Source organism: Paenibacillus sp. J5 (assembly GCF_054955055.1).
In genome coordinates this window covers 1-19,016 of sequence record NZ_JBUEDD010000018.1, presented here as the reverse complement: position 1 = coordinate 19,016, position 19,016 = coordinate 1, and the positions used below count along the sequence as shown (strand labels likewise).

General features: G+C 53.8%; 15 protein-coding genes and 1 pseudogene. 11 read left to right on the top strand and 5 right to left on the bottom strand.

The annotated features are described in order from the left end of the window. The first annotated feature begins 22 nt into the window (after nucleotides 1-22). The 6 genes from ACY1JZ_RS24795 (at nucleotide 23) to ACY1JZ_RS24770 (ending at nucleotide 7,337) form a co-directional block, all read left to right on the top strand. The gene (locus ACY1JZ_RS24795; protein ID WP_462631418.1) at nucleotides 23-2,173 is read left to right on the top strand and encodes a carbohydrate-binding domain-containing protein; all 2,151 of its coding nucleotides are present in this window, start codon (nucleotides 23-25) and stop codon (nucleotides 2,171-2,173) included. Between the two features lie 284 nt (nucleotides 2,174-2,457). Then, a complete protein-coding gene (locus ACY1JZ_RS24790) occupies nucleotides 2,458-3,924 on the top strand; it encodes a protein adenylyltransferase SelO (RefSeq protein WP_462631416.1) in 1,467 nt (488 codons plus the stop codon). 308 nt (nucleotides 3,925-4,232) lie between these two features. Continuing rightward, a complete protein-coding gene (locus ACY1JZ_RS24785) occupies nucleotides 4,233-5,627 on the top strand; it encodes an SMI1/KNR4 family protein (protein ID WP_462631415.1) in 1,395 nt (464 codons plus the stop codon). Between the two features lie 67 nt (nucleotides 5,628-5,694). Beyond that, complete coding sequence (locus ACY1JZ_RS24780; protein ID WP_270166793.1) at nucleotides 5,695-6,036, top strand: zinc ribbon domain-containing protein YjdM; 342 nt, start codon at nucleotides 5,695-5,697, stop codon at nucleotides 6,034-6,036. A gap of 120 nt (nucleotides 6,037-6,156) precedes the next feature. Further along, nucleotides 6,157-6,468, top strand: a complete 312-nt coding sequence (locus tag ACY1JZ_RS24775) for a hypothetical protein (protein ID WP_462631414.1) — start codon at nucleotides 6,157-6,159, stop codon at nucleotides 6,466-6,468. Nucleotides 6,469-6,743: 275 nt separating this feature from the next. After that, nucleotides 6,744-7,337 carry a TetR/AcrR family transcriptional regulator gene (locus ACY1JZ_RS24770; RefSeq protein WP_270166791.1) on the top strand — a complete coding sequence of 198 codons (594 nt, stop codon included), beginning with the start codon at nucleotides 6,744-6,746 and terminating at the stop codon, nucleotides 7,335-7,337. An 895-nt stretch (nucleotides 7,338-8,232) separates the two neighbouring features. On the opposite strand, the gene ACY1JZ_RS24765 is transcribed toward ACY1JZ_RS24770, so the two are convergent. Beyond that, nucleotides 8,233-9,483, bottom strand: a complete 1,251-nt coding sequence (locus tag ACY1JZ_RS24765) for an NAD(P)/FAD-dependent oxidoreductase (protein WP_462631413.1) — start codon at nucleotides 9,481-9,483, stop codon at nucleotides 8,233-8,235. Nucleotides 9,484-9,745: 262 nt separating this feature from the next. Here ACY1JZ_RS24765 and ACY1JZ_RS24760 point away from each other — a divergent pair, with 262 nt between their 5' ends. Next, entirely contained in the window at nucleotides 9,746-10,147 is a 402-nt protein-coding gene (locus ACY1JZ_RS24760; protein WP_462631412.1) for a DnaJ family domain-containing protein, read from the top strand. A 134-nt stretch (nucleotides 10,148-10,281) separates the two neighbouring features. On the opposite strand, the gene ACY1JZ_RS24755 is transcribed toward ACY1JZ_RS24760, so the two are convergent. Next, entirely contained in the window at nucleotides 10,282-11,004 is a 723-nt protein-coding gene (locus ACY1JZ_RS24755) for a YceI family protein (RefSeq protein ID WP_462631410.1), read from the bottom strand. Nucleotides 11,005-11,261: 257 nt separating this feature from the next. On the opposite strand from ACY1JZ_RS24755, the gene ACY1JZ_RS24750 reads away from it, so the two are divergent. The 3 genes from ACY1JZ_RS24750 to ACY1JZ_RS24740 all read left to right on the top strand — a co-directional run bounded on the left by ACY1JZ_RS24750 (nucleotide 11,262) and on the right by ACY1JZ_RS24740 (nucleotide 14,450). After that, entirely contained in the window at nucleotides 11,262-11,945 is a 684-nt protein-coding gene (locus ACY1JZ_RS24750) for a response regulator transcription factor (protein ID WP_270166786.1), read from the top strand. Then, on the top strand, nucleotides 11,930-13,420 hold the full coding sequence (locus ACY1JZ_RS24745) for a HAMP domain-containing sensor histidine kinase (protein WP_462631409.1): 1,491 nt from the start codon (nucleotides 11,930-11,932) through the stop codon (nucleotides 13,418-13,420). Before ACY1JZ_RS24750 ends, ACY1JZ_RS24745 begins: the two co-directional genes overlap by 16 nt. 142 nt (nucleotides 13,421-13,562) lie before the next feature. After that, a complete protein-coding gene (locus ACY1JZ_RS24740) occupies nucleotides 13,563-14,450 on the top strand; it encodes an NAD(P)-dependent oxidoreductase (RefSeq protein ID WP_462631408.1) in 888 nt (295 codons plus the stop codon). 318 nt (nucleotides 14,451-14,768) lie between these two features. Here ACY1JZ_RS24740 and ACY1JZ_RS24735 read toward each other — a convergent pair whose 3' ends face one another. Beyond that, a complete protein-coding gene (locus ACY1JZ_RS24735) occupies nucleotides 14,769-16,334 on the bottom strand; it encodes an NTTRR-F1 domain (RefSeq protein ID WP_462631407.1) in 1,566 nt (521 codons plus the stop codon). Between the two features lie 585 nt (nucleotides 16,335-16,919). Between ACY1JZ_RS24735 and rlmN the strand changes: the two genes are divergently transcribed. Beyond that, nucleotides 16,920-17,987 (top strand): dual-specificity RNA methyltransferase RlmN, encoded by a 1,068-nt coding sequence (rlmN, locus tag ACY1JZ_RS24730; protein ID WP_462631406.1) that lies wholly within the window; start codon nucleotides 16,920-16,922, stop codon nucleotides 17,985-17,987. 370 nt (nucleotides 17,988-18,357) lie between these two features. Here rlmN and ACY1JZ_RS24725 read toward each other — a convergent pair whose 3' ends face one another. Then, entirely contained in the window at nucleotides 18,358-18,681 is a 324-nt protein-coding gene (locus tag ACY1JZ_RS24725; RefSeq protein ID WP_462631405.1) for a hypothetical protein, read from the bottom strand. 68 nt (nucleotides 18,682-18,749) lie between these two features. Next, nucleotides 18,750-19,016: pseudogene (locus ACY1JZ_RS24720) on the bottom strand (hypothetical protein); the annotation flags it as partial.

Below are 19,016 nucleotides of genomic sequence, written 5' to 3'. Positions count from 1 at the left end.
GATCGATGAGAGGATGATTACGATGAATAAACTTGGGATCGGCAGTAAATTAATGATTGCCCTGATGTGTGCCGCATTGGTCTCCGCGTGCAGCTCGACTCCATCTGGAACGGTTCAGACATCCGCAAGCAGTGGAAGCTCTGCGACCGTACAATATGAGACTGTGGCCTCCTCTGTGAATGGGAGCTCGTCGGCAGCGGCGACGGTCAGCTTCGACCAGGATGACTATGAGGTGGACTGGACCGCGGAGAGTGCGACTTCGATACAGCTTAGCGGACAAGGAGCTACAGTAAGCGGCTCTGGAGCAGTAGCAAGCAATGGTGTGGTGACGATCTCTAAATCCGGCGTCTATGTGCTCAGCGGCACGTTGAGCGATGGGCAGATCGTCGTCGACGCTCAGGATGGCGGTACGGTAAGGCTGGTGCTGAATGGAACGGAGCTTCGTAGCAGCACCAGTGCGCCGATCTACATCAAGGCGGCAGATAAGACGGTCATTACTCTGGCAGCGGGCACAACCAATCTGGTCGAGGATGCGAGCAATTATGTGTATCCCGACGCAGATACCGATGAGCCGTCAGCAGCGATCTTCAGCAAGGATGACCTCACCATCAATGGCACAGGCAAGCTGACGGTGATAGGGAACTACAATGATGGGATTACGAGCAAGGATGATCTTAAAATTGTGAGCGGCACCTTGGATATTCAGGCGGCAGACGATGGTATGGTGGGTAAGGATATGATCGCTATCCTGGATGGCACGTTCACCATCAAGGCTGAGGGCGATGGGCTCAAGTCTTCCAACGATACCGATACGGACAAGGGCTTCATCTCGATCGCCGGCGGTACGTATACCATCGAAGCAGGCAATGATGGCCTGCAAGCGGAGACGACCCTGATGGTGGACGGCGGCACGTTCAATATAATAACCGGAGGCGGCTACCAAAATGCCGAGGTGAAGACGGAGACCTTCGGAGGCGGCCCAGGCCGAGGGCAGGGATGGAGCGGAGACGGCGGAGACATGGGTATGGGAATGGGAAGACCAGACGGCACGGCACCAGATGGCGCAGCCCCAGGGGGGCCGCCGCCAAGCGGGACGACCTCAGGCAATGCTGTATCGAACACAGCGTCTACTGATGGAGCGACAGTCTCCGCAGTTGGAGATACCTCTACTGTCGCGCCGACAGTGAAGACGGCTGCTGTATCCTCCTCCACTGAGGCTGCTACTGCAGCAGCAACGGACGATACGCCGAGCATGAAGGGTCTGAAGGCTTCTGGGGCGATCATGATCCGTGGCGGTGTGTTCACAATCGATTCCGCGGATGATGCCATTCACAGCAATGGTACAGTGACGATACAGGACGGCGAGTTCTCTATCGTTACAGGCGATGATGGTATTCATGCTGATACAGCAGTGACCATCGAAGGCGGCCAAATTGTGATTACGACCAGCTATGAGGGGATCGAAGGAACGGATGTGGTCATTAAGGGCGGAGACATTCAATTGAAGGCCTCGGATGATGGCATCAACGCGGCAGGAAATGATGGACTGAACAATACAATCACCATCACTGGCGGCACTGTTCATGTCGATGCCGATGGCGACGGGTTGGATGCCAATGGGAATATCGTCATGAGCGGCGGCATGGTCATTGTGAATGGTCCGACTAACAATGGCAATGGGCCACTGGATTATGACGGAACCTTCGAGTTAAGCGGAGGCACATTGATTGCTGCAGGCAGCTCGGGTATGATGCAGTCGGCCTCGGACTCGTCCAGCCAGCCGTCAGTTGCAATGGCCTACTCCCAGGCTCAGCAGGCTGGAGAGCTTGTCCATCTGGAGGACAGCGAAGGCAATACGATTCTCACCTTTGCGCCAGCGAAGAATTATCAGTCGATCGTCATCAGCTCGCCTGAGCTGAAGCTGGGAACCACCTACACGCTCTATTCGGGTGGCAGTGACACAGGCACGGCTCAGAATGGTATGTACACTGGTGGCGCCTATAGTGGCGGAACTCAGGTGACGTCCTTCCAGTTGAGCAGCACGGACACCTGGATCAATGAATCGGGCGTGACCACCAGCAGGAGCGGCATGGGTGGCCCCGGCGGCGGTATGGGCGGCCAAGGCATGGGTGAATCCGGCAACGACAGAGGACAGGGCGGCAGAGGTCAGTAGATGGCTTAAGAGAAGCCTTCCATCGTTTCGCGTAGGCGACGCGGGTGGAGGCTTCTTCTTCGTCTGCGGAGCGCTGTCAAGCGCGGAGCTGGAGCCTCCTGCATGGTGAGGCGTAATTGCCGTCCCTGCTGGGTTGGAATGATAACGGTCAGTTGTTCCGCTTGAGCGGCGGCAACAGAGGCAAGGCTCAACTGTGCATCGGGGGGAATAAAAGGGTATACTACTAAGTAGGGGGATAGAACATAAGTAACTTTCAAAATATAAGTCAGTGTAGGAGGCGCAGGATGACAACACAAGAATTGGCCGCAGGCTGGAGCTTCGACAATAGCTATGCCCGGTTGCCAGATGTTTTTTTTAAGAAGCAACTGGCGGTTCCGGTGCGCGCCCCGCAGCTCATTATTCTTAATGAACCGCTGGCATCCAGCCTTGGGCTGAACGCGCAGTCGCTCCGCAGCGCAGGCAATGTAGATGTCATGGCGGGCAATCGGGTGCCGGAGGGGGCGGAGCCATTGGCTCAGGCTTATGCTGGCCATCAGTTCGGGCACTTCAACATGCTGGGTGATGGCCGCGCGCTGCTGCTGGGAGAGCAGATAACACCGCAGGGCGAGCGGATCGACATTCAGCTCAAGGGCTCCGGCTTGACACCCTACTCCCGCGGTGGGGATGGACGAGCGGCGCTGGGACCGATGCTGCGGGAATATATCATTAGCGAGGCGATGCATGCGCTAGGCATTCCGACCACCCGCAGTCTGGCCGTCGTCACGACAGGCGAGAAGATTGTACGGGAATCACTGATCACCGGCGCGATCCTGACACGGGTGGCCGCCAGCCATCTGCGCGTGGGCACCTTTCAATACGCGGCTGCTCTCGGTCAGCCGGAGGCGCTGCGCGCGCTGGCGGATTATGCGCTGCAGCGTCATTATCCGCAGGCGTTGGAGGCAGAGCATCGCTATCTGGCGCTGCTGCAAGAGGTGATTCAATCGCAGGCGAAGCTGATCGCGCAGTGGATGTGTGTCGGCTTCATCCATGGTGTGATGAATACAGACAATATGTCGATCAGTGGAGAAACGATCGATTATGGTCCTTGTGCATTTATGGATACCTACGACCCGGCGACGGTCTTCAGCTCGATCGACAGGGAGGGGCGCTATGCCTACGGCAATCAGCCGTCCATTGGGGCATGGAACCTGGCACGGCTGGCGGAGTCGCTGCTGCCGTTGCTGGGCGAGGATGAGGAGCGGGCTATTGAACAGGCCGAGGAGGCACTCAAGCAGTTCGGAGAGCAATATCATCATGAGTGGCTGAGGGGCATGCGGGCGAAGCTGGGTCTGTTCCATGCAGAGGATGGAGATAAGGAGCTGATCCTGGATTTGCTCGGTCTGATGCAAACCCATCGGGCGGACTATACGAATACGTTCCTTGCGCTGACCTTCGGCCAAGCTGCTCCGGGCGACCTGGCTGCTGCACCGGAGTATGTACGCTGGCAAGAGCGCTGGCGGGAGCGGCAGGAACGCCAGCCTGAGTCCGCCGAGCAAGCTTTGGAGCTGCAGCGCAGCAGTAATCCTGCACTCATTCCACGCAATCACCAGGTCGAGGCTGCACTGTCCGCCGCCGAGGAGGGTGATCTGTCCGTAATGGAGCGTCTGCTGGAAGCGCTGGCTGATCCCTATGCGCATCGGCCGCAGCAATGTGATTATGCTGCTCTGCCAGAGCCGTCGAACCTACCCTACCGTACTTACTGCGGGACGTGATGAGGGCAATTATGTGCGACCTGTCAGAGCGACAGGAGCAACAGGAGCGACGGGTAAGCGCCTTGCCCGGAACGGAGATTCGGCAAGTTTTGCTCCCGTTGGGGTTTGAAGACAGCTAGCTGGAGGAGAAGCCGATCGTACCGCATGGCGGTACGATCGGCTTCTTTTTGGCTTGCTGTATATAGTGTACGGCTCCGCCAATCGTCAAGCCAAGAGGCGACATTATTGTGTCGTCTGTGCCAATAGAGTGAAATCAAGGTATAATTAAATAGATTATAGGTTCTGCTATCGAGAATGGAGGTGAAGCTATGATGGCAGCATGGCTGGCGCAACTGGACGAATGGCATGAGGAGGATGAGTTTGAACGCATCGTGGATGCGGTCGTGGCTATTCCCCAGCCGGAGCGCGGTGCGCAGCTTACCGGACATCTGGCTCGTGCCCTGAATAATCTGGGACGCTATGGGGAGGCGCTGGAGCAGCTCCATACAATCGCAGAAGGGGATAGAGATGCCATATGGCATTATAGGGGAGGCTATGCTTACTATCACCTGCGGCGCTATGAGGAAGCGGTACAGGCGCTGGAGCGGGCGGACGAGCTGTCACCCGGTGATGAGCATCTGCAGCGGTTGCTGGCATGGAGCCGCGATCGTGCGGCCAAGCAGCAGCGCAGTCAGGAGCGTGCAAGGCAGCGGGCGGCGAAGGCGGCTGCATCAGGTTCGGCAACAGGTATATCAGTGGCGCCTCCTTTTGCGGGGATGGATCTAAGCGGCTTCTGGAAGGACAGCGACTACTCTCGCCAGGAGTATGTATGCGAAGCTCCAACAGATGAGCTGATCGCGTCCATTGAAGCAGAGCTTGGCTACAAGCTCCCGGCTTCGTATATCGCGCTGATGAAAACGCAAAATGGCGGCATTCCGGTGAACGACTGCTTTCCGATGGAGGAGCCCACAAGCTGGTCGCCCGATCATATAGCAATCACCGGCATCATGGGAATTGGCCGTGATAAGAGGTACTCGCTCTGCGGAGAGCTGGGGGGACGCTTCATGATTGAGGAGTGGGGCTATCCAGACATTGGAGTTGTTATCTGTGACTGTCCCTCAGCGGGGCATGATGTGGTGATGCTGGATTATACGCATTGCGGCCCAGATGGGGAACCGGAGGTGATTCATGTCGACCAGGAGGATGACTATGAGATCACGTTTGTAGCCGAGAATTTCGAGGCCTTTATTCGCGGGCTGGTGCATAGCGATGTCTATGACACATCGGAGCAGGACAAGCAGGATGCGCTGGAGCGGGTGAGGAACGGGGCGTTCTCGCCGCTGCTTGCTGAGCTATGCGCCAGGACTGGCGAGCCGGATAAGCTGGAGCAGCAGATACGAGCGATCTGCCTTCGGGTGGTGGAGGAGAAGGGATCGTTCTCCTTCCACGCGGATGAGCGATCGTACTTGATGTATGACCTGCAATTCTGGCTCTACACAGGTTGCTATCCAGACACGACCCGCGAGCAGTACCTCGCACGCTACTCGGAGATGATTGCCTTCGGAGGGGAGTTCGGTCAGCGAGGCTACGCACCTGGGTTTGTCTCAGAATGGCTGGATGAACGGCTCCAACAAGGGCGCATCATCGAGACGGTCGGCATATTGTCGATGGAGAGGGATGCGGCAGAGAGGCTGCTGGAGCAGGTAGCCGCGGCGGCTTCGTAATGGGTCATGCGTTGTTGGTCGCCGCAGCATAATGGGGTTATTACATACAATGAGGAGTGAAGGTAACATGGCAAATCTGCCAAATTGTCCGCAATGCGGATCGGTGTATACATATGAAGATGGGAATCTGTTGATCTGCCCGGAGTGCGCGCATGAATGGAACCCTGAGGCTGATGCTGCCCCGCAGGAGGAGCAGAAGGTGTATCGGGATGCGAATGGGAATATATTGCAAGATGGGGATACGGTGACGGTGATCAAGGATTTGAAGGTCAAGGGGAGCTCCTCGGTGGTCAAGATCGGGACTCGTGTCAAAAATATTCGCCTAGTGGACGGCGACCATGATATAGATTGCAAAATCGATGGCTTCGGAGCGATGAAGCTCAAATCCGAATTTGTCCGCAAAGCATAATCAAGTGGGGCTCCCCCTGTAAAATGCTGCATTTTGTAACTGCAGTTACAGATTCTTGATCCTCATTTCTCTATAATAGAGCTTGCAACAGAACTCTATCTGATATTAGGGGCGATGAAGATGAAATGGACGGCAGAGACGGCCAATGCAGCATTTGAACAATTGAAGGAGCGCGCAGCGACAGACAAGGCGTTTTTGGAGCTGGTGCTTGAGGATGCGGGTGCAGCGGTCAAGGAATTGACAGGGCATGAGATTCCAGAGGGAATCGAAATCACGTTTCGGTTAGATGAAGCTGGCCAACTGGTTGGCGAGACAGCGATCTCCGGTGAGCGAGAGCTGGAGGAGTCGGAGCTGGATGCCGTGGTCGGCGGGACCTCCTTTAGTGCCTTTATTCTATACGGGCCTCCGTATCCGGACAAGGTCAAGAAATAACAGTATACTATGGTCATACTTACGCAGACGGCATGGTTGCCCCTCTATGGGGGTGCAATGCCGTCTGCGCTTTTGTGTCTGTGTGTTCGATTGGTCGCCTATGCTGCAGAGCGCCGCGCGCAGCTCTTTAGCCCGCAGCGCGAAATGTCGTTATGTGGCACAAGCCAGGCAGGATCAAGAGATGGAAAGTGCAGTCAGTAGTTGATTTGATATGACAATTCGTTTAACATACTCTCATATGATAGTATAATGTATCATTTGAGGAGAGATAAGGGATGAGCAATAAAACCAGAAGCGCGACCAGGGAAGCGCGAATGAATGCAATTCTTGATGCGGCTACCGAACTGCTTGTGGAAAAGCCGACATCTTCCCTTCATGAGATTGCGGAACACGCCAAGATCGGGATTGCGACACTGCATCGTTATGTGGAGAGCCGCGAGCAGTTGCTGCTGAAGCTGGGCCTGCGCGCGATTGAGGTAGTAGGCGAAACCGTCCGTCAGATTCCAACGGAGGAGGAGGAGCTGAACAACTATATTCCGCGACTCATTGAAGCTCTTATCCCTCTGGGGGATAAAATTCACTTCCTCATTCACCACTCCTCACTGGCATATAATTCGGAGCTGGAAGCAGCCGAGGCCAAGCTGATGGAGCCTCTCAGCCAGATCATCGGACGGCTGCAGGAGAGAGGCTATTTCAGGCAGGATATGACGAAGGAATGGATTCTGAATGTGATGTACTGGATGCTGTTTGTTACATGGCAGGAGGTCCAGTCTGGGCGCCTGGCGCGCAATGCAGCAGCCTCTCTCATGCTGGAGACGGTCTTCAGCGGCGTCGGGATGCAGGGACATTCCCGGACTCTGACTCCCTAGTCTGATCAGCAGACCCTCTCCATCACAGAGTGCGCTGTCAGCCTGACCAGGCGGTCGCAGCCGCTACGACCGCCTCCTGCCTTGCCTTCTCCTTCTGCACCTCCTTACCGCCTCTTCGGGCCCTATTCCCTCGCCCTCACCCTCGACCTCATATTCCCGAAGCTCGTTCTTATTCCCCTCCTGTTTGGATACACGTGCGAGCGTGTTGTCTATCCTATTCCATCCCATGCCACACCATACTATAACTTTACTCTATCCCATTCTGGAAGCTATCCATCCTCTTATTCTTCTCTCTTCTCCCTTCTCCCTCTTCTCTTCTTGCTTCATCATGCTTCATTCCCTGTTACGCCTATCCTTATACGCTCCTTCCCCTCTTTCTCTGATCATTGGCTAGTTCTCCCTATTCTTTCGACATATTTACTGATTTTAAATTGACATTCCAGGAAATATAAAGGTTTATATTCTGCATTTTTTGTGGATGAGTTTTGGGTGACTAAATGGTTAATTACTTATTTTTAAAGATAATTACTTATCAATATGTGTTAAACTTAAAGTTTGATTCGTGAAAAAATAATGTAGTATTATGGTGTCGATTTTTCTGGATTTTGTTCAAATTAAACCTGTAAATGGCGAGTGCTGTAGGAGTATGGCAGGCCAGAAGGAGGTGGGAAGATGAATGCTGCTGATTGGGGAGGAATGGGGGAAGGATAGGGCACGAATGCTGCTCTGCAGGAGCAGGTGGCGTGACCATCCCCAGCATAGGGAGGCATCGTGAAGCGGGCAGGTTGCGTCTTCATTGCAGCATGGAGGCTTAGGTTGAGAGGCGGAAGCCCTGAACAGCAGCGGGCGAGTCATATGGCTCAGGCCGTGCTGCTGTTCATCGCGGCATTGCTTCTCAGGAGACGGGAAGCCCTGCCGGCTGCTGTAGCAGTGGACGTTCCGAAAGATATAATTGCAGATCAGGGTCATGCTCGCCCGCGACTTCCTTGGCGATCAGTCTGGACAGAGCCTGACTGTATACGGTGCCGTTGTCGCCAAAGGCGAATAGAAAATAGCAGTTGGGATACTTCTCATACCGCCCGATGATGGGCATCCCATCTGCTGTTCCCCCATAGAAGCTAGCCAGCGCATACTCAGCGCGCACGTCTTGTCCGAGATCGGGGAAGCGCTTGGTCAATTCCTCCATCAGCTTGTCTGCCTTATGGACGAGCTTGCGGTCGCGAACCTCCGGGTAGTCGGTATTCTCATCCAATCCGCCGATAATGATACGGTTGTCGGCGGTTGTACGCATGTAGATGTAGGGACGGGCGGTCTCCCAGATCAGGGTGCGATGGTACCAGGAGGACAGGTCTCTGATGGGGCTTGTAGTGACGGTATAGGTGCTCACGAAGGATACCTGCTTGTCCTTATGAATCTCTATGCCCTCATATCCCGCGGCAAATATCACCTGCCTTGCCGTAATGGTGAAGCCGTCCTTGGTTGTCATCACGACGAGGCGGTGTCCATCCTCGTAATAGTGACCGTTGACCTCCGTATGCTCATAGATGCGGACGCCATGTTCTGCGGCATAATCGAGCAGTGCATGTGTGAATTTGAACGGATTCAGCTCCGCGTCCTTCCGGGAGTAGATGGCGGCCTCTCTGCTGAAAGGGTAATGAGCTTCGATCTGTTCCTGGGACCAGAACTCCAGGTCGCAGCCAAGACGTCTAAGCAGCTCGTATTCCTCATGGAGCGGCGCGACATCCTCGGTACAGCTAGCGCAATACAAGGTATCTCTTCTGCAAAATTCAAAATCCAGCCGGGTGCGCGAGGCGGCGGCTTCGATCTCGTCGATGGCGCGATGCAGCAGGTCCAGATGTCGGCGTGTATAGTCTTCTCCAAACGAATGGATCAGATTGGTGAACATCTTTTCTCCGGAATATTGAATCAATGCGGTATTCGTGCTTGTGCTGCCACTGCCTATTTTTCCTTTCTCAACAACGACAACCTTCAGCGGTTGATCTGCCAGGTAATAAGCGCATTGTGCTCCTGAACTGCCACCACCTACAATCAGCACATCGCATGCGATATTTTCATGCAAGGCTGGGTAAGCAGGCGGATCAGGGAACGTATCAGGCCAATAATAGGTGCCGGATTGTATGTTCATGTGGGTATCCTCCTTGTCGGGCTAGTATTTGTAAAATAACCAGATTCCAGTCATTTATACGGGATCGGAAGAACCCTCTGTCCCATAGCGTCTCATCTCGGCCCAAGTCAAGCACTGATTTCTGGTTTGAGCCTTTATACGGCATACTAAAAATTGCTGCTCGCTTCTGCCATCAGCGGGTATACTAGAGCTGGAACTATTAATACGGATAGATGACGTTCGGTGGATAGAAGCGGTCGGCTATACGTTCAGGAGGGATAACATGGACTGGATGTCTTCGATCATTGAGGAAAAGATACAAGAAGCGATACGCAAGGGGGAATTCGACAATCTGCCCGGTGCAGGCCGGCCACTGCAACTGGAGGATGCTTCAGGAGTGCCCGAGGAGCTGAGAGCAAGCTACAAGCTGCTCAAAAATGCCGGCATGATCCCTGAGGAAATGCAAATCCGCAAGGAGATGGTCACGCTGGAGCAACTGATTGCCTGTTGCCGAAATGATCAGGAGCGTGCCCGGCTTAACCAGCAGCTCTCGCTTAAGAAGATGCGTTATCAGTCATTAATGGAGGCCAGGGGCTGGAGTCATTCGGCGACATTTGCCCGGTACGAGGACAAGATGAGGGAAAAGCTGCTGTCAGGTGAGGATGGCGGCGGGGAGCGTGAATAGCAGAAACTGCAAAGAGAGAAGCGCCGCCGCCCCCAGCATGGAACGAACCTTCAGACCATAGAGGGCAGGCAAGGCTGATGCCAGGTGCATACTCGCAGGGACAGCGGTGCCCGGCTTTGAAGACTCTGCGATTCTTATTTGGTCAGTATAAGCTCTAACTGGACACGTACATCATTCTCAGTGCTAAGGACCACAGAATGCGGGTTCTCCATGCCGAAATCCTCGAAGGTGACCACCGTTGTGCCGGACAGCTTCAGTTGGCCACCTTCATAGACGGTTTTGCCGGTAAAGGTGACCTCCTTATCCGCTCCGCGCAGACTCAATACGCCGTGCATCGTAAGGTCATAGGCTGTGCCTTCAGTCCACTCTCCAGGGATGCCGTCGAAGCTTGTGGCGGTGAAGGTGGCGTTGGGGTATTGCTCAACATTGAAGAAATCGGAGCCTTGGATATGCCCATCTCGCTGACTGTTGCCCGAATTGGTCTGACTCAGGTCGATGCTGCCTTCCCCTGTCATGCTGCTGGCCTCCGAAGCATTTACGTTCCATTGGCCTGTTACGGCTGCATTCTCGAAGTTGACGGTTTCCTTGGAGGTGGTGACAGAGAAGTAAACCTTCGAGCCATCAGCTATGCTCCATAGTCCGTTCAACTGATCGGTTCCGATGAGAACTGCTGTCCCGGGATCGGAACCACTATTCGTGCTGCTGGTTGCGGAGGCTGCAGCCGACGATTCACTAGAAATCACTTGGGTAATCTCTACATTATTGCCCAGGTAATTGTTCATGACGGCATAGCCCGCGCCTCCAATAATCAGTACAGCGGCACCTGCAATCAACCATTTTTTTGTTTTATTACTCATTATAAACTCCTCCCATTTTCTATCGGTTTATTTTCGATGTGCTGCGCCTCATGTCTCCCCCTAAATCATTATTCTCTTGTGCTTGCAGCATGTTCTCTATATGGACAACCTTGATTATTAATATAGCAAAGGAATGTGTCGGGATGATGTCGATGACATCTCCTTCCAATTACCCTTAATTTGGATGCGTGAAAGGTTGCGAGGGCCGCACAGATATGATAAATCATAAATAAAGAAAGTCGGAGGGAGTGTGCCCTGTGAAGCCGATATTGATCGTTGAGGATGAGGCAGCCATCTCACGTGTGCTGGCTGCCTATATCAAGCGAGCTGGCTACCGGCCGATACGGGCCGCAGACGGCGAAGAAGCGCTCCGGCAGTTCGATCTGGAGGAGCCGGTGCTCGTCTTGCTCGATATTATGCTGCCGGATGTCGATGGGCTGGAGCTGTTATCGATGATTCGCAGCAAGAGCACCTGCCCGGTTATTATGCTGACGGCTCGTGATGGCATCGAGGATCGGCTGACCGGTCTGGATGGCGGAGCGGATGATTATATGAGCAAGCCCTTTGTGCCGGAGGAAGTGGTGGCGAGGGTGAATGCGGTCCTGCGGCGTCGGCCCATCTGGATGGATGGCAGCAGCCGCAGGATGTTCGGCAATCTGCAGATCGATTTTGCCGCCAAGCAGGTGCTCGTGAACGGCGCAGAGGTGGCGCTCAGTCCCCGTGAGCTGTCCTTGCTGCTCTTTCTTGCCGAGCGGCCTAACCGTGCCTTTACACGAGAGCAGCTCATTGAACAGGTGTGGGGCATGGATTATGACGGGAGCGATCGGGCGGTAGACTTGTCCATTAAGCGGCTGCGCCAGTCGCTGTCGCATTGGTGCCAGGATGTGGGGGAGATTCGCACGCTGCGGGGAATGGGGTATCAATTTTGCCTAAAAGAGTGAGGAAGAAGCAGACATCGATTTTGTCGTACTGGACATTTCGCTACTTTATCATCCTGTGTACCAGCCTGGCGATTATCGCACTATGTGCCGTCTACTGGATAATGGATACGGCCAAAAGCAGTCGCCTCAATACGGCGGCGCTGCTAGGACAGGAGATTGCGGAGCGTGTCGTTACGGAGAATGGGGAATTGCGAATTCCACCGAATTTTGACAGGCTGCTCGATAGCAGGACATCGTTTTTTGAGATTGATAGTAAGGACATGTGCTTGCTCGTGCTGGATGAGCAGGGTAATCTGCTGTTTTCCAGACCCAGATTGACGGACAGCGAGGTGAAGAAGAAGCTGACCGATGATCTGGGCGACTCCAGGGACAGACGGTTCATGGCGATCACTACCCCGATCGAGAACGGCGGGGAGCTTAAGGGGCAGGTGACGCTGCTGCAATCCAAGCGTTCATTGATGTATAGTCCCAATGAAATGATTCTGGTGACGGTGCTGCTGCTCACGCTCATCCTGTGCGGATGGTTCACGGTGTATCTGCTGTCCCGCAAGCTGTCCCGCCCGATTCGCAAGGTAGCTGTCAGCGCCAGACATATTGCCAATGGCAATTATGATGTTGACCTGAATGTCGAAACCCACGAGCAGGAAATGACGGAGCTGGTCGCTTCCTTCCAGGATATGGCGCTGAAGCTGAAGCAGTTGGAGGAATGGAGAGCTCTGTCGCTGGCCGGGGTCACGCATGAGCTGAAGACGCCGGTCACCTCAATTAAAGGGCTGCTGCTGGCGATACGTGAAGGGGTAGTCACACATGAGGAGGCCAACGAGTTTCTCGACATTGCACTTCAAGAATCGGTTCGGCTGGAGAGGATGGTGGCCGATCTGCTCCATTACAATGCTTTCTCCTCAGGCAGTCTGGAGGTGCGTAAGGATGCGGTGGAGCTGTCAGCCTTGGTGAGAGAGATCGCCTATCAATGGCAACTGGCACAGAACGAGGTGCCGGTGGAGGTCGTAGTGGAGTCGTCTGCTGCTGACGGGATCATTGGCGGAGATGCGCTCAGAATCCAGCAGATCGTCGTCAATCTATTAAATAATGCTCAGCAGGCAGCGGTACCGGAACGGAAGCTCTGCATCGAGATACGATTGCGTGCTGGGGAGGACCATATCGCGGTGGAGGTATCGGATAACGGCAGCGGCATAACCGAGGAGGAGCAGCCCCACATCTTCGAGCGCTTCTTTCGCGGGATGCGTAAGAAACGGCAGACACGCGGTCTTGGGCTGGGCTTAACCTACAGTCGACTGCTCGCGCAAGCACAGAGCGGCCAATTATGGTTGGGCTCTAGCTCGCCTGCTGGCAGTACCTTCATTCTTGAGCTGCGCCGGTTGCGGCCGTTGCCTCAGGAGTCGGAGAATGATGCCAAGCAGATGGTGAACCCCAGGGCGGTCTTGGATTCAGGGCTGCAATCTCAGGGAAGGTAATCGTATGGGCCGCACAGGAGTAAGTAAGGTCCATTACCCTGTCGGGGTCTGGAAAGTGATATGATGGAGCTAGTAAGCAGAATATAGTAAGCAGAATATAGTAAGCAGAATATAGGATGGAGCAGAAGGGGGAGGAAGTGAAATGAACTATTCACCGGAGAATGCAACCGTAGGCTTCATCGGTACAGGTGTGATGGGCGCCAGCATGGCCGGGCATATCCTGAAGGCAGGCTACCCGCTTCATGTGTACACCCGCACTCCCACGAAAGCAGAGGAATTGGTCAGGCAGGGCGCTATCTGGCAGGAGACACCCGCTGAGCTGGCGGCAGCTTGCGATGTCATCATTACGATGATCGGCTATCCTCAGGATGTGGAGGCGGTCTATCTAGGGGAGGAAGGGCTGATCGCTAATGCCCGGCAGGGAAGCTGTCTGATCGACATGACGACCTCCAGTCCGCTGCTGGCGCAGCGTATCGCAGAGGCCTGCGCGGCCAGAGGGCTGCATGCGCTTGATGCCCCGGTATCGGGCGGCGATGTCGGCGCCCGGGAGGCGCGGCTATCAATTATGATAGGCGGAGAAGAGCAGACCGTAACCGCTGTGCGGCCGCTGCTAGAGCTGTTGGGGAGCAATATCGTGCATCAAGGGGCAGCCGGGGCAGGACAGCATGCGAAGATGTGCAATCAGATTGCGATTGCCTCCAATATGATGGGGGTATGTGAGGCGATCGCGTATGCGCAGAGCGCCGGGTTGAATCCGCAGACCGTGCTGCAGGCTATCGCTGGCGGTGCAGCGGGCAGTTGGTCGCTTGCTAACCTGGGGCCGCGCATGCTGGCAGGCGATTATGAGCCGGGCTTTTATATCAAGCATTTTATTAAGGACATGGGGATTGCGCTGGATGCCGCCCGGGAGATGGGGCTGTCGCTGCCCGGACTGTCGCTAGCCGAGTCGCTATATAGGCAACTGGCGGAGCAAGGACTGGAGAACAAGGGGACACAGGCGCTTATTCAATATTACCTGAGCTCGCAGTAAGCGTAGCTAGAGAGAAGCCGCTACAACATTTTCGGCTACCCGCTGTAGCTGCCCGTCTCTAGTGGCGCTTGCTGCGTGGTGACTAGGGTGTGCCTTCAAACTCCAACGGGAGCAGATTTCGAGCGTGGCAGGTTATTCATGCAACAACATGAATGATGAAGAGCAGGTGGCTCTCATTAGGGAAGGGAGCCCCAGTTTTGGACGATAATATGAAAAGCACGCCCCATCTACAAGCTTGGGGCGTGCTTTCATTTGAGGATGACCGCTTATTCAGTACTGTATCTAGGGATGGATGGTTAGATTGACCCTGTTACTCCGTTACCTTTGATCGCTAATGGTTGCGACGCTGTTGTTGTTTGTCAAGTCTGTTAATGGATCATATGGGGCACCAGTTGGCGTGCCAGCCAGAAGTGCAATATCGACAGCATTAACAGGGCTTCCCCAGGAATTTCCTGAGAATTGGAAGATTGCAGAATCGACAACAAAGCCCCTTGTGTTATAGGTGACATTATCCACAATGAATCCCGTCGTATTCGGGTTCAGATAAGCAGGCTGACGCAAGGAATAGAAAATATTGTTGCGGACAAGCAGATTGGTCATATTACCGATCTGAGTGACGAAGCCGCGGTTGACCACCCAGCCTGTTGAAGGACCGGCTTGCGGCGGGCCGAAGATGGTATTGTTAATCAAGCGATGGTTAACGCCACCTAGCTGAACAAATTCTACTGCATAAGCGTTATCGCTTGTAATCGTCAACCCATCAATTGTTACATTACTGCCTGTAACAATGAAGGGAATTACTGCTGCGGTCAGCGTAATGATCGTCCCGGCGTAGCCGCGCAGGGTAACGCCTGCTTTATTCACTGAAATTGTCGCACTGACGGTGTAGGAGCCGGGTAAAATATTCACAGTTCCTGTAGGTGAAACTGCACTTACACCTTGCTGTATGGTGCCAAACGGGCTGGCTTGAGTACCATTTCCTCCTGTAGCTCCTGCAAGCACATAGACGTCGAACGGGTTAGGCTGAACTGTACCGGTAGCACCCGTCGAACCAGTCGCTCCTGTTGACCCTGTAGGTCCAGTATTGCCCGTGGCACCCCCTGGAGGTCCAGTCTCACCTGTTGCGCCTGTCGCGCCAGTGTCTCCCGTAGCCCCAGTCGGCCCCGTCGGCCCCGTTGGTCCTGTCGGCCCAGTGAATCCTGTGGCACCTCCCGGAGGTCCTGTCGGTCCGGTGTTGCCCGTCGGTCCTGTCGGGCCAGTGTTGCCCGTCGGTCCTGTCGGTCCAGTGTTGCCCGTCGGTCCTGTCGGTCCGGTATTGCCCGTCGGTCCTGTCGGTCCGGTGTTGCCCGTCGGTCCCGTTGGTCCGGTGCTACCTGTAGCCCCTGTTGGCCCCGTCGGCCCCGTGGCACCACCTTCATTGAATAATAACGCGACATCATCAACCAGAATATTGGCGCTGCCCGCCTGCGGAACCGTATTAATTAACAAAAATGCTTGTGTGGCTCCCGCAGGAACCGGCCCCACCGCTCGGGAGACCAGCAGCCATCCCGTTTGTGTGACGTCAGGTATATTGGTTCCGGGAACATTAATCAGAAACTCTTGTCCAACCTGGTTAAATGCATTGTCATAATAGAACAACTGAAGCGTAACCGTAGAAGCAGGATTTGGGCCAATTCTAGACAGGTAGACCTGAAACTCTAGAATTTGGCCGCTCATTACAGGAATGAATTGGCTAATATAAGCTGTGGTTGCTCCTCCTAACAATTCGGCAGAGAAGGAGCCGGTATGGGCATAGGCACTTGTAACGATAGCATTAGAAGCATTCCAAGGCGGGAAAGACCCTGTCTCGAAGCCACCGTTCACAACCAAATTCACAATAGCCATGAAGTTATTCCTCCTTTGCGTTACAGCCAACAACTGGAAGCCTGATTCGGTGCTCGCACCGACCTGTTCTAGCTGCATGATCCTTCCCTTGCTTGTCCCAGTACAGTGGTGGACGATAGGGAGCGCGGTCTACTGAAGTGAAAGGCTGGAACCTTTCGGAAGTCATAGGAACAATCGCATGCTCTGCTCGGCGCACAAGAGCGGCATAGGTTGTCCTTAACCTCACCCTTCAATTAAGCTCAAAGTAGTATATGCATTCTATTAAATAACCGTTCTGGGTATATGGCTCATTCTATAGAATAAGAGGCTTCTGCAACCTATACTACCGACCTCAAGCGTCTTGTTTTATGCGTCATTCCTTGCATATCCCATGCTGATCACAGCGGATGGCAGGCGAATAAGAGGAGTAGGATGGGAGGGCGGGAGACAGACAGCAGACTGTAATTTCCCTCTTGTTTTAATAAAAAAACTCTGGGACAATAATAATGTTGAGCCATGAAAAACTATGTCGGAGCAGCGGCTCTGAAGTTGCTATAGAACAGTTAATAAGGTTATGAATCATAAGCGATTGAAAAGAGGGTAAGCATGAATAAGCCATCCATTTATGGATTGACTCGTGAGCAGTTGGAAGCTTGGCTGCTCGAGCGGGGACATAAGAAATTTAGGGCGATGCAGGTGTGGGAGTGGTTGTACCGCAGGCGCGTGACATCCTTTGAGGCGATGGACGATGTCAGGCCGGAATGCCTGGAACTGCTGGCGGCGCACTTCGCGATCGATACCTTGACCGAGCATGTGAAGCAGGAGGCAACGGATGGAACCGTGAAGTTCCTATTCCGGCTGAGCGATGGCAATCTGATCGAGACCGTGCTGATGCGCCATAAGTTCGGCTTGTCCGTATGCGTAACGACGCAGGTTGGCTGTAATATTGGCTGCAGCTTTTGTGCCAGTGGCCTATTAGCGAAGAGCCGGGATCTGAGCAGCGGAGAAATTGTGGGACAGATTATGAAGGTGCAGCTCTATCTAGATCAGGCCGGCCGTCAGGAGCGGGTCAGTCATGTCGTTGTGATGGGTATTGGCGAGCCGTTCGACAATTATCAGAATATGAGCGACTTTATACAAGTGATCAAGGATCATAAGGGACTGGCGATTGGGCCGCGGCACATTACCGTGTCTACGAGTGGACTTGCCAACAAGATAGAGGAGTTCGCGGACAGCAGCCTTGGCGTCAATCTGGCGGTCTCGCTGCATGCGCCAAACAATGAGCTGCGTACACGCATTATGAAGATTAACCGAGCCATTCCGATTGAGCGCTTGATGGAATCTATTCAGTATTATCTGACTAAAACGCGTCGTCGAATCACGATAGAGTACATCCTACTCAAGGATGTGAACGACCAGCCGGAGCATGCGGTGGAGCTTGCGGAGCTGGTGAGCAGCATCCGATCCTTGGCTAATGTGAATCTGATACCATATAATCCGGTGGACGAGCATAGCCAGTATCAGCGCACGGATCGTGAGGTTGTACGACAATTTTATGACACGCTCAAAAAGCAAGGAATTAGCTGCAGCGTCCGGTTGGAGCATGGCGTGGACATTGATGCCGCGTGTGGTCAGCTCCGCAGCAAGCAGATCAAGCGGGCTGGAGCTGTTTAGGTGTAGTGAGTGTGGATGAACCGTTTCTTCTTCGTAGGATGGGAGCCTTGGGTGTCCTGTGTGCGGAAGAAACGGTTTATTTTGTGTGGAGCGAATACGATAAAGATCGGAACATGCCCGGCTTCTTAATGTTAATTGGACATACGAGCTGTAACATCTAAGAAGGTGAAGATTGCGGCCTTTACCTCTTCAAGCCCGCGTACACGAAAGCAAAGGGGAGTCGGCATCTTCACTTTCCAGCAGGAACAAAAAAGTTGGACGGGAAACATTGCGTTTCTCCGCCCAACTTTTTTATTTATGGCTTTTTCGGACAGCCGTTCCAGTATTGAATTAACGCTATTATTGATTTTTGATTCTGAGAAGAAAAATATTAAGTTGTTGTATAATCCGTTGTATTCAAATACCGGTTAATAGCTGATGCAGAAGTTAAGTTCGTAGCGGCTGTTGTAATAACACGTACTTCATAGGTGCTTGCAGCAGTGGCTGGGGCTGTATCGACAAAGGTATTGGAGATAGGGAAGTCCGTAGTTTCAGCTTGAGCACCACTTTGAATAAGTGTTCTTGTAGCAATTAAGGTGTCATCTCTATACAATCTAAATTCAGCAGTAACGCTCCAAGCTGCACTAAATACACCCTCATATCCTAAAGCATAGTCAACTTTAATATTATCTCCTGCTGTAACATTTGAGGTCACAGATGCAACGGTAACTTCAGTATTTAATGGCGGAGCAACATCTATAGTTCCAGCAGTATTTGAGAATGCTAGCGTAGCTCCTGGTCCAGTCGGTCCTGTAGCTCCAGTAGCACCAGTAGCGCCCGTGTCGCCAGTAGCGCCAGTAGCGCCAGTAGCGCCCGTGTCGCCAGTAGCACCAGTAGCACCAGTAGCACCTGTGTCTCCTGTAGCACCAGTAGCGCCAGTGTCGCCCGTGGCACCTGTAGCTCCAGTAGCCCCCGTGTCGCCTGTGGCACCAGTAGCGCCAGTGTCGCCAGTAGCACCAGTAGCACCCGTGTCGCCAGTAGCACCAGTAG

Excerpts from the sequence above, each read along its gene's own strand:
- ACY1JZ_RS24785 (WP_462631415.1), top strand. The coding sequence starts at position 4,233 with ATGATGGCAGCATGGCTGGCGCAACTGGACGAATGGCATGAGGAGGAT.
- ACY1JZ_RS24760 (WP_462631412.1), top strand. The coding sequence starts at position 9,746 with ATGGACTGGATGTCTTCGATCATTGAGGAAAAGATACAAGAAGCGATA.
- ACY1JZ_RS24770 (WP_270166791.1), top strand. The coding sequence starts at position 6,744 with ATGAGCAATAAAACCAGAAGCGCGACCAGGGAAGCGCGAATGAATGCA.
- ACY1JZ_RS24765 (WP_462631413.1), bottom strand. The coding sequence starts at position 9,483 with ATGAACATACAATCCGGCACCTATTATTGGCCTGATACGTTCCCTGAT.
- ACY1JZ_RS24790 (WP_462631416.1), top strand. The coding sequence starts at position 2,458 with ATGACAACACAAGAATTGGCCGCAGGCTGGAGCTTCGACAATAGCTAT.
- ACY1JZ_RS24775 (WP_462631414.1), top strand. The coding sequence starts at position 6,157 with ATGAAATGGACGGCAGAGACGGCCAATGCAGCATTTGAACAATTGAAG.
- ACY1JZ_RS24755 (WP_462631410.1), bottom strand. The coding sequence starts at position 11,004 with ATGAGTAATAAAACAAAAAAATGGTTGATTGCAGGTGCCGCTGTACTG.
- ACY1JZ_RS24735 (WP_462631407.1), bottom strand. The coding sequence starts at position 16,334 with ATGGCTATTGTGAATTTGGTTGTGAACGGTGGCTTCGAGACAGGGTCT.
- ACY1JZ_RS24780 (WP_270166793.1), top strand. The coding sequence starts at position 5,695 with ATGGCAAATCTGCCAAATTGTCCGCAATGCGGATCGGTGTATACATAT.
- ACY1JZ_RS24795 (WP_462631418.1), top strand. The coding sequence starts at position 23 with ATGAATAAACTTGGGATCGGCAGTAAATTAATGATTGCCCTGATGTGT.
- ACY1JZ_RS24740 (WP_462631408.1), top strand. The coding sequence starts at position 13,563 with ATGAACTATTCACCGGAGAATGCAACCGTAGGCTTCATCGGTACAGGT.
- rlmN (WP_462631406.1), top strand. The coding sequence starts at position 16,920 with ATGAATAAGCCATCCATTTATGGATTGACTCGTGAGCAGTTGGAAGCT.